Source organism: Arthrobacter sp. P1_C12_2, from assembly GCF_056406415.1.
The window spans coordinates 73,445-83,253 of the sequence record NZ_JBFUAF010000023.1 but is presented as its reverse complement, the minus strand read 5'-3'; the positions used below and the strand labels follow the sequence as shown (position 1 = coordinate 83,253).

Sequence of the window (9,809 nt, the reverse complement as noted above, 5' to 3'; positions counted from 1 at the left end):
CCCGAGAGCAGCTGGATGACCTGCGAGCGGACCCGGTTCAGGTCGGCGCCGAGCTTGACGAGCACCTGGGCGGCAACGCCTTCGCCCTCCCGGATGAGGCCGAGGAGGATGTGCTCGGTACCGATGTAGTTGTGGCCCAGCTGCAGGGCCTCGCGCAGCGAGAGCTCCAGGACCTTCTTGGCACGAGGGGTAAAGGGGATGTGGCCGGAAGGCGCCTGCTGGCCCGGGCCGATGATCTCCTGGACCTGCTCGCGGACACCGTCGAGCGAAATGCTCAAGGATTCAAGGGCTTTGGCGGCAACACCTTCACCCTCATGGATCAGACCCAAGAGGATGTGTTCGGTACCAATGTAACCGTGATTCAGCATGCGCGCCTCTTCTTGGGCAAGCACAACTACGCGACGGGCACGGTCCGTAAATCGCTCAAACATTTCGCCACACTCCTGGCTGCCCCCATACCTTGATGCTACGTCGCCTCAGGCACACTTGGGGCGTTCGCCCGAGGCAGGATATTAGAGAGCCGGATTCACCTGACGTCCCCCGGGTGAGTGGTGATGATCAAGGACTTGTCCCTTGTGCCCATGGCGTTGCCTGTCGGCGGGCGGCAAATCTGCGTCGCGTATCCACTGAAACCGACCGTTGGGTGGAACTCAGGATCTGGATCCGGTGCCAATACACCGGGGAAAACCGACGGTTGAAGTCGGGAGCCCGCGCCCATGACTGATGCGGCACGGATACCGTGACAAATCGAGTCGTGTCCAACGATGCCGCCCTGGCCAAAAGGGCTTGGCGCAAACACCAGCGACACGTTTGTCGAAACGCCGATAGCAGCGCATACGTGACCCGTCAGGTCAGGAACGATCTCCGCTAGCCGTGCGGCGGAGCGCCTAAGTCCAGATCACCCTTGCGCGCCGTCGTGGGACTCTGAGATGTGCCGGCTGGTTGCTCCCCTGGCGCTGGGGCTGTATGCGTTACGTTGAGCCCACTCCTGTATCTTCACGGCTGCTGGTTGGGCATTTCGGACCAGGTTGATTGAGCCGCCCCTGGGCCGTCGACAGCGGCCACCGAATCAGACTTGGCCGCAGTCCTGACCCCGGAATGGCAAGTTGCCCTTCTAGAGGGTTTTCAGCCGGGCGGGGATTCGTCAGCGCCGTAATCCAGGAGTGTCTCGGCGATGGCCTGATCGAGACGTGTTGCCCTGAGACCGAGCCTGTCCGCTATTTTGCTGCTGTCGACGATGAAGGGTTCCTCGAATTGGTACTGCATTTCAAGGAGTTCCCGAACAGTGGGGTTGATGAGGCTGAGGCCGCGCAGGAGCAGCGGCGGCACGGCGCGGAGCCTGGCGCGGGGCTGGCCGGCAAGTTTGTAGATCATGTCGACGAGTTCTCGTGTCGTGCGGGTTTCGGGGTCGTTGCGCAGGTGCCAGATTTCTCCCGGGGCGTCGGGGTGTCCGCCGAGCACGGCGAGACCTTCGCCGATGTCTGGGATGTAGGTGTAAGTGTGGGGCTGGGCCGCGTTGCCGAGCACATTGGCGGTTTTCCCGGCCAGGGCTGCGGGGAAGACCCGGTCGCCGAGGTTGGATTGTGCACCTCCGCGACGTCCAAGAGCTCTCCGCCACCTTCACCATCGACAACGACTCAGCCGTCGCCGTCACAAGGACCCTGATCGACGCCACCATCTACGGCTCCCGGGGGACCTGGCCGCTGGTGTCCACCACGACCTACGTCCGCGCCGGCGGTGTGTGGAAAGCCAGCCACTCCCAGGCACGAACCTTCTAAACAACAACACCGCCAAAGCCAAACGAAAGTAAAGAGGAAACCACCATGGCAGCAGAAGTAGCAGTCATCATCGGCTCGGGCAGCATCGGAGTAGCGATCGGCCGCGCCGCCGGCATCGGCCGGAAGGTCTTGCTCGCCGACTACAGCGAGGAAACCATGAACACCGCCGCCGGGCAGCTCCGCGGCGAAGGCTACGACGTCACCACCCACCCGATCGACATCTCCAACCACGACGCCGTCGCCGCCCTAGCTGACACCGCCGCATCGCTGGGAGACGTCACCCGCGTCGTCCTCGCCGCCGGGGTGTCCCCGGTCCAGGCAACGACCGAACGGGTGCTCAGCGTTGACCTTCTCGGCACCGCCTACATCCTGGAAGAATTCGGCCGGGTCATCGCTCCGGGCGGGTCCGGAATCGTCATTTCCAGCATGGCCGGGCACATGGGCGACGGCTATCCCCGGGAGGTCGAACACGCGCTGGCCTATACACCGACGGCGGAAACTTCTGGACCTGCCCTTCCTCGCCGCCGGGAAAGTGGGCGACTCCGGCGCCGCCTACACCCTGGCCAAGCGAGGCAACGCCCTGCGCGTCCAGGCGGCAGCCCTCACCTGGGGTGAACGCGGGGCGCGCATCAACTCCCTGAGCCCCGGCATCATCTCCACCCCGCTCGCCCAGGACGAGATGTCGGGGCCGTTCGCCGAAGGATACCGCACCATGATCCAGACCTCAGCCGCCGGGCGCATGGGCACCCCAGCCGAAGTGGCTACCACTGCGGCCTTCCTCCTCGGTCCCGAAGGCGCCTTCATCACGGGCTCGGACCTCCTCATGGACGGCGGGGTCATCGCCGCAATGCGGGCCGGGCAGCTCTAGGATCTGGCTCCGAGGCCAACACTCCAGCTGTCCACAGCCGGGAGTCGATTCGGGTTATCCACGGCTGGAATGGGGAGCCATTGGGGTAGCTCCCTCACAGCCGTAGCGGCGGATAACCCATGAGGATTGTCCCCGGTTGTGGGCAGCGTAAGCGTGCGTTCCTGGACGGGGCCCAAGCCGATGTCAGCGGAAACCGCACTTTCCCCAACTGCTGAATCCAGCCGGACGGGGGCGATTGGCTGCTGTGGTTCTGGTGGTTTGCTTGCTAGTGATGGGCCGCTCACAGAGTGCGCCAAGGCAGCGGGCGTGTGGGAAATTTCGTTGTTCGACAACGCCGGTTGGCGAGCGGATACTGAAGAACCATGAAGCCTACCCAAAGCGGGTTGCGCATCCAGCTTCTCGGCTCGTTCATCGTGTACGTCAACGGGAACGCCGTCGAGAACAGCCACTGGCGGCTGCAGAAGGCAAAGGCCGTGGTGGCGATGCTGGCGCTGGCGCGTGGTCAGCGTGGCCGTCGCGAGCAGGTACTGGACCGCCTGTGGCCTGACATGGAGGCGGTGGCCGCCGCACGAAATCTGCATCAGACCCTGTACGTCGCTCGCCGTACGCTCGCTGGCGCTGGAGCCGGCAGCGACGGGCTGCTCGCCATCCGTGGTGACGTGGTCGTGCTGGATAACACGGGCCCGGTCGTTGTCGATGTCCTGCAGTTCGAGCGTTCGGCCGTGGCAGCGTTGGCTACGGGTGTCGAGGCAAGCCTGCGCGATGCGGCCGACTTGTACAGTGGTGATCTTCTGCCGGATCTGCCGGATGCGGATTGGCTGACGACACGCCGCGATGAGCTCCGGGAAATCCATCGCGAGGTACTGGTGAAACTGGCGTCCACGGTGGCGCAGCGCGCACCGGAGGAAGCGCTGGTCATCCTCACCCAYGCGCTCGAATCCGACCCCGTCCACGAGGGAGCCGTGCGCGCGCAGATGCTGGTGCTGGCTGGAATGGGCCGGCGGTCGGAAGCCTTGGCACGATATGAGCGGCTGGTCGACGAACTCCTCGACGCGTTCGGGACCGACCCGGACACCCGGACCATGGGACTGTTTCGCGAGTTGTTGACCGGCTCGCCGCCCGAGGAGCGCCTCCACCAGCCCGCCGGCGTGACCGGCAAAGTGGATGCCATCGGTTATCTGCCATCCCCGTTGACAAGCTTCATCGGGCGCGAGCGTGAGCTCGTTGACGTCGAGCGGCTGATGCGCCATGCTCGCCTGCTCACCCTCACCGGGGCTGGCGGCAGCGGCAAGACCAGACTGGCATTGGAGGCCGCGAAGACAGTTCGTCCCGAGTACGTGGACGGAGTCTGGTTCGTCGACCTCGCGGCCGTTGGGGAGTCGCTACTGGTGGCCGATGCCGTAGCCGAGGTCCTCGGGTTGGATTCCGGCGCGGCACCAAGCCGCGTGCAAGCGCTGGTCGACCAACTGCGGCGACGCTCGCTGCTCCTCGTGCTGGACAACTGCGAACACCTGCTCGCGGCCTGTGCGCAACTCGTCGTCGCGTTACTCGACGGATCCCCTGGGGTTAAAGTGCTGGCCACCAGCCGGGAGCCACTCCATGCCGACGGAGAGTACACCTACCGGGTGCCGTCATTGCCCCTGCCCTCGCCCCTGCGGACCGACGCTCTCGACCTGGCAGTGCTGGGCCGTCTGCCTTCTGTCCGGCTTTTCGTTGAGCGGGCAGCGCAGGTCCGGCCGGGTTTCGCGCTCGACGCCGACAACGCGCAGGGGGTGACAGAGTTGTGCCGACGGCTCGACGGGATGCCGCTGGCCCTGGAATTGGCCGCAGCCAGAACCGCGGTACTCGAACCCGCCGAGATCGTCCAGAGATTGGGCGATGCTTTGTCCATGCTCGGCGGGGGAACCAGCGGCGTCACGCGGCACCAGACGCTGCGTGGCACCTTGGAATGGAGCCACGAACTGCTCACCAAACCGGAACAGGTTCTGCTGCGCCGGCTGTCTGTGTTCGCTGGTGGTTTCACCCTCGGCGCTGTGGCAGCAGTCTGCGCTGACGCGCTCCTCCAGCAGATCGAACTGCTCGACCTGTTGGCCAAGCTGGTGGACAAGTCTTTGGTGGTCACCGAAAGGAGGGGCGCCGGGACCCGATACCGGCAATTGGAGACGGTCCGCCAGTTTGGCCACGAGAATCTCGATCATGCAGGTGAGGCGGCTCAACTGGCGGCTGCGCATTGCGCTTACTTCCTTGCCGTCGCCGAATCTCACAATCCCGAACGGGCCACCGGGGTGGTCATCGAACAGCCGAAGGTGCTCGACGGCGAGCACGACAACCTGCGCGCTGCGCTGCGCTGGTCGTGCGCCCATGAGCCCGAGACCGCGCTCAGACTCGCCGCCAGCCTGTGGCGGTTCTGGTTCGTCCGCGGTCACGCGGTCGAGGGAGCACGTTGGGTCGAGCGTGCCTTGGCGGTGGCTCCCGACTCGACCCGGCCTCGCGCGGCCGCTCTGATCGGTCTGACCGGGCTGGACAGCCGGCAGGGCCGCGGCGATCGGCATCGGGCGCTTGGCGCGGAGGCCCTGGCAATTATGCGGGAGATCGGCACCCCCGACGAGGTGGCGATGGCCCGGCTCATTGAGACCTCGCTCGCCTGGAGCACTTTCGACTTGGACGAGGCCGAACAGCTGGCAGCCGACGTGCACACCGAGGCAGTCGAGGGTGGCAGACCCGAACATTGCGCTGCCAGCAGTTGGCTGCTCGGCCAGTGCGCGTTGTCCCGGGAGGACGGACCACTCGCCGCCCGTCACCTAAACGCCTGCCTGAGCGAACTCGCACAGTCTGAGACCAGCACCCCACCCTTCCTGCCGGTGATCACGCCCAGCCTGCAACTGGTCCCGATCGCCGGACGGTTGGTCCCCTGCGTCGAGGAGACGCTGCTGCTGGGCCGGCGGGTTGGCGTCGTCCAAGCCAAAGGCTACGTGCTGTCCGCGATCGGCTACGCGGCCAGGCTTTCGAGAGACACACAGTCTGCGATATCCGTCATCACGGATGCAGCCGAACATTTCGCCGAGTTAGGAGATGACCTGGCTAGGGCGCAAACACTTCACCAACTTGGTTGCATTCTGCGCGACTGTGGCGACCACAGCGCGGCCGATGAGGCCCTGTCCATGGCGCGGGAGCTTCGGCTCGGCCTGGGCGACCGACGCGGCGAGCTGCTGACCGAGATTAATATCGCCCTGCTCCGCGTCATGGGTGGTGATATCGACCGCGGCCTGACAGACGCTCGGCGTTGCCTTTCAGGGTTTGAGTCCGCGGGAGATCAGGTGGGGATGGGCGCCACGCTGACCATTCTCGGTGCCGCCGAACTGATCTCCGGGGAGGTCCGGGCAGCGCGAGAAATGTACAGGCAGGCAGCGGAAAAGGTCGCTCCATGGCGGCGACACACTGGCTGGCAACGGTTGATGGTGGCGGAGCTATCCAACGAGCTCGGCGACCCGCATCGGGCGGCCCGCGAAATTGACAGGGCTGGGGCGATTTTCGACCGAACGAGATGCCTCATCGCCGGTCAGCGGCTGGCCGCACTGCGTAGGCGGGACTCGGGTGATGATGTTGAGACGGCGTTGAGTGCTCGTTGAGTACGGTTCACTAGCGTGATTGCTGGATCTGACAAATGGATCTGACAAACAAACAGCAATCAGGAGGAACGCATCGTGACAACGACGCAGACTAGGCCGACCCGCATCGGCGAGGCCACCATCGCCGAGTTCGCCGCCGGCCTGCGCGGCAAGGTCGTCCGGCCAGGGGACGCGGACTACGACCACGAACGCAGCATCTGGAACGGGGCCCACGACCGGCGCCCGACGCTCATCGCACGCTGTGCGGGTGTGGCAGATGTGATCCGCACCGTCGATCTCGCTCGCAGCGAGGGGTTGCCGTTGTCGGTTCGCGGCGGTGGCCATTCGATCCCCGGGTTTTCCACCGTCGACGACGGTATCGTGCTGGACCTTTCGCTGATGAAGGGGGTCCAGGTGGACCCTGCCCGCCGCCGCGTGGCGGCACAGGCAGGGTGTACCTGGAAGGACGTGGATGCAGAGACCCAGCAATTCGGGCTTGCGGTGACCGGTGGCCTGGTGTCATCGACCGGCATCGCCGGCTTCACCACCGGCGGCGGCATCGGCTGGCTCGTGCGCAAGCACGGGCTGGCCAGCGACAACATGGTCGGCGCCGACGTCGTCACCGCTGACGGGCAGTTTATTCACGCCAGCGCCGACGAGCACCCCGATTTGTTCTGGGGACTGCGCGGCGGCGGCGGCAATTTCGGGGTGGTGACGTCCTTCGACTATCAGTTGCACGAAGTGGGGCCCATCGTCCTTTCCGGCCTGGTTTTCTACCCCGCAGAAGAGGCGGAGCAGGTGTTGCGCGGCTACCGGGCGGCCTGCGCGGCGGCCCCCGATGAACTGACCACGCTGGTCAACATGACCACGGCGCCGCCGGTCCCGTTCCTGCCAGAATCGGTGCACGGCAAGCCAGTCATCGCTGTGGGAGGGTGCTGGTCTGGTGATCTCGATGCCGGCGAGGCCGCCACCGCGCCGTTCCGGTCATTGGGCACGGTCATCGCCGATGTGTTCGCGGCCAACCCGTACGCGGGGTGGCAGCAGGCGCTCGATCCGCTGTACCCGCGGGGCGTGCACAACTATTTCCGCTCGGCATTTCTGCGCGCCGCCGACGACACGTCCGTGCGCGTGCTGCTGGACTCGTTTGCCGCATTCCCCAACGCCATGACGGAGATTCACCTGCACCACCTTGGCGGCGCGGTCGCCCGGGTTCCGGCCGAAGCAACGGCCTTCGCACTCCGCGACCAGGAATTCGTCGTCAACGTTATTGCGCGCACGCCGACGGCGGAAGGGTTCGCGGATGCCGTCGAATGGGCCCGGGGCGTGACGTCCGCGCTCGGTCCGGATGTGGCGGCCTACGTGAATTTCACAGGTGAAGCGAATACGGCGCTCGTCCGGGCGTCGTACCCGGCGGATACATACCGGCGGCTCGTGGAACTGAAGAACGAATACGACCCCACCAATCTATTCCGGTTGAACCAGAACATCGCCCCCACGGTGTGACAGCACTGCCTGCGCCAGAGGCAACTCGATTCCCCCGGCAACTGACCCGTAACGCCGCCGTTGCGGTGATCTTGTTATCGCTCAATTTCTCAATCATCAAAGGGTGCCAATTTCACCAACATTGACACAGCGGATGGGCCGGCGGCCCCAGCAAACCCCTAACCTGAAGTTGCGTGAGTTGAGGCAGGAAGATCCCCGGGTTTCCGGGGATCTTCCTGCCCGTCTCGTGGGAAGCAGGCAAGGAGCGGGCCACAAAGCAGCAACGGCAGGAACGCCACTCCGGTGTGGACAACGTGCACACCCCTCTTGGCCGGACAAACGGGAACCAGCCCTCCCCCACGCCCACCGTGACGAGCCAGAAAGGAGGCCCGAATGACCTGACAACCCAAAAAGCGGAGGGCCCACTAGCCGGTGCCCTGACCCCGCCACCCACACAACCGAACAGACTACCGCGGCGCCAGGCACCAGCGCCGAAACAGGCGTCAGAGGGACCCGAACAGGGTCAAGGTACACACGTCAAAGCAAAAACCCCTCTGACGAGGGGGAATGCTGTGCCCGAGGTGGGACTCGAACTGCATTCCGGCCCCTGCCAACACTGGACTCCCCCGGAACATAAGGAATTTGGCCCGATCCGACCCACATACGACCCGATCCGACGCACGAAATGTGCACAATGTAGACACCCCAATTTCGCCATCCCGGCTTCCCTCAATCGGACCACCGCACTTCAAACCGCAGAGGTGCCTCTCTTCTTTGTGCGGACTAAATGCGCGGGGCATACCGCTCACAAGAACTGCTGGCGTTAGAGAACCCGTATCCCTCGCGCCTCCGCAGCGCCATCACCGAACGGCTCACCGCCGGCGACCTGCTCGGCTTCATGGACCACGGGGCGCCCGGACGGAACGGCCTACAGTTCGACAGGTGCTGAACGCCGCGTCTCAGCGGCTCTGATCGCCGGTTTGCGGCGCGGAAAGCGTCTCGCGATAGTGAAGATTACGACGCATGCGACCGGGATGGCCAGAGCGTCAGGCGCCACCGGACTGAAGTTTCTGACGACCCAGGTGAAGGCCAAACCCACCGGAATTGCCGCGGCAATTCTCGGCCTAAGCTTCCAGGCATTCAGGGTCTCTCAGTGCTTTGGCATCCCCATGCCCAGAGCATAGCTGCGCATGCGTGCCGCCAGATAGAGGCATTTCTGCGACCCCGGCGTCGATCTGCCCGGCAGCCGGCTGAGTTCATGACCCGAAGCGTTCATGAGGCTTCTTTTTCGAAGAACAACGCCATGACGTCGGCCGGCCAGTCCGTCGCGCGACTCGTTTCCTTGTCGACGTGGGCAACAGTCATGACGCAACGCGACACGTTCGTTCCGCCGGAATCGACCATGGCGCACTCGATAAGAGCATCGGGCCCGCGGAACTCGCGCACAAACGACGTGATGGTGATCTCCTGATCGCCCCGAGCAGGCCGCAGAAAGTCAATCTCCATCCTCCGGACCCAGACCATGAACGGCAATGTGCCCAGGGTCTCCAGATCCCAACCGACATAGTCCCGCAGGCCCTCCATCCGGTGATCTGCGTAATAGGTCGCGTATTCCCCTGTGCTCACGTGGTTGTAGGGGTCGAGCTCGGAGAACTTGACCCGGTGCGTGCTCTTGTAAACGATCGGTACCTTCGCCATTCAGCCTCCCTTCGCTTGCCATAATATTGCTCGGCGAACCCGCAAGCGAGCCGATCCGCCCCAGCGGTTCAGGAGCCCGCATCCCCGTCTGAGGAGCCGCCCTGTGACCGGTCCTCGCCTCAGGCCAGCAGGAATTCGCACCAGAGCGGGTAGTGGTCGGAGATCCGCCAGGACACCTCGCTGCGGGTCATGCCCCGGAAGACGTGAGGGATGAAGGCGAAGGTTCCGGCTCGCTGCCCGATGCGGCAGCGGCCCTCGACCTGGGCCTCACAGACGGCGAGGTCTCAGCCATAGAGGAGCACCACGCGCGCCGCGAACCGACCTGGTTCTGAGAATGGGCCCACGGCGAGTGCCGCGTGCTGCTAAAGCCTTCGC

General features: G+C 64.8%; 9 protein-coding genes. 6 read left to right on the top strand and 3 right to left on the bottom strand.

Annotated features, from left to right (window positions below):
• Both AC1DZQ_RS20010 and AC1DZQ_RS20005 read right to left on the bottom strand, forming a co-directional pair.
• The coding region (locus tag AC1DZQ_RS20010) for a Clp protease N-terminal domain-containing protein (RefSeq protein ID WP_476965142.1) at positions 1-431 on the bottom strand (431 nt) is incomplete at its 3' end.
• Between the two features lie 694 nt (positions 432-1,125).
• Positions 1,126-1,527 (bottom strand): Rossmann-fold NAD(P)-binding domain-containing protein, encoded by a 402-nt coding sequence (locus tag AC1DZQ_RS20005; RefSeq protein WP_476965141.1) that lies wholly within the window; start codon positions 1,525-1,527, stop codon positions 1,126-1,128.
• A 56-nt stretch (positions 1,528-1,583) separates the two neighbouring features.
• Between AC1DZQ_RS20005 and AC1DZQ_RS20000 the strand changes: the two genes are divergently transcribed.
• The 5 genes from AC1DZQ_RS20000 (at position 1,584) to AC1DZQ_RS19980 (ending at position 7,757) form a co-directional block, all read left to right on the top strand.
• Positions 1,584-1,778: a nuclear transport factor 2 family protein gene (locus AC1DZQ_RS20000; protein ID WP_476965140.1), complete on the top strand. Its 195-nt coding sequence runs from the start codon at positions 1,584-1,586 to the stop codon at positions 1,776-1,778.
• Between the two features lie 45 nt (positions 1,779-1,823).
• Positions 1,824-2,393: an SDR family NAD(P)-dependent oxidoreductase gene (locus tag AC1DZQ_RS19995; protein WP_476965139.1), complete on the top strand. Its 570-nt coding sequence runs from the start codon at positions 1,824-1,826 to the stop codon at positions 2,391-2,393.
• Positions 2,311-2,646, top strand: a complete 336-nt coding sequence (locus tag AC1DZQ_RS19990; protein WP_476965138.1) for an SDR family oxidoreductase — start codon at positions 2,311-2,313, stop codon at positions 2,644-2,646. The genes AC1DZQ_RS19995 and AC1DZQ_RS19990 overlap by 83 nt, the downstream gene beginning before the upstream one ends.
• A gap of 362 nt (positions 2,647-3,008) precedes the next feature.
• The gene (locus tag AC1DZQ_RS19985; RefSeq protein WP_476965137.1) at positions 3,009-6,275 is read left to right on the top strand and encodes an ATP-binding protein; all 3,267 of its coding nucleotides are present in this window, start codon (positions 3,009-3,011) and stop codon (positions 6,273-6,275) included.
• A 75-nt stretch (positions 6,276-6,350) separates the two neighbouring features.
• Positions 6,351-7,757 carry an FAD-binding oxidoreductase gene (locus AC1DZQ_RS19980; RefSeq protein WP_476965136.1) on the top strand — a complete coding sequence of 469 codons (1,407 nt, stop codon included), beginning with the start codon at positions 6,351-6,353 and terminating at the stop codon, positions 7,755-7,757.
• Positions 7,758-9,008: 1,251 nt separating this feature from the next.
• Here AC1DZQ_RS19980 and AC1DZQ_RS19975 read toward each other — a convergent pair.
• Positions 9,009-9,434 carry an acyl-CoA thioesterase gene (locus AC1DZQ_RS19975; protein ID WP_476965135.1) on the bottom strand — a complete coding sequence of 142 codons (426 nt, stop codon included), beginning with the start codon at positions 9,432-9,434 and terminating at the stop codon, positions 9,009-9,011.
• 203 nt (positions 9,435-9,637) lie between these two features.
• Between AC1DZQ_RS19975 and AC1DZQ_RS19970 the strand changes: the two genes are divergently transcribed.
• Positions 9,638-9,766 carry a hypothetical protein gene (locus tag AC1DZQ_RS19970; protein WP_476965134.1) on the top strand — a complete coding sequence of 43 codons (129 nt, stop codon included), beginning with the start codon at positions 9,638-9,640 and terminating at the stop codon, positions 9,764-9,766.
• Positions 9,767-9,809: the final 43 nt, after the last annotated feature.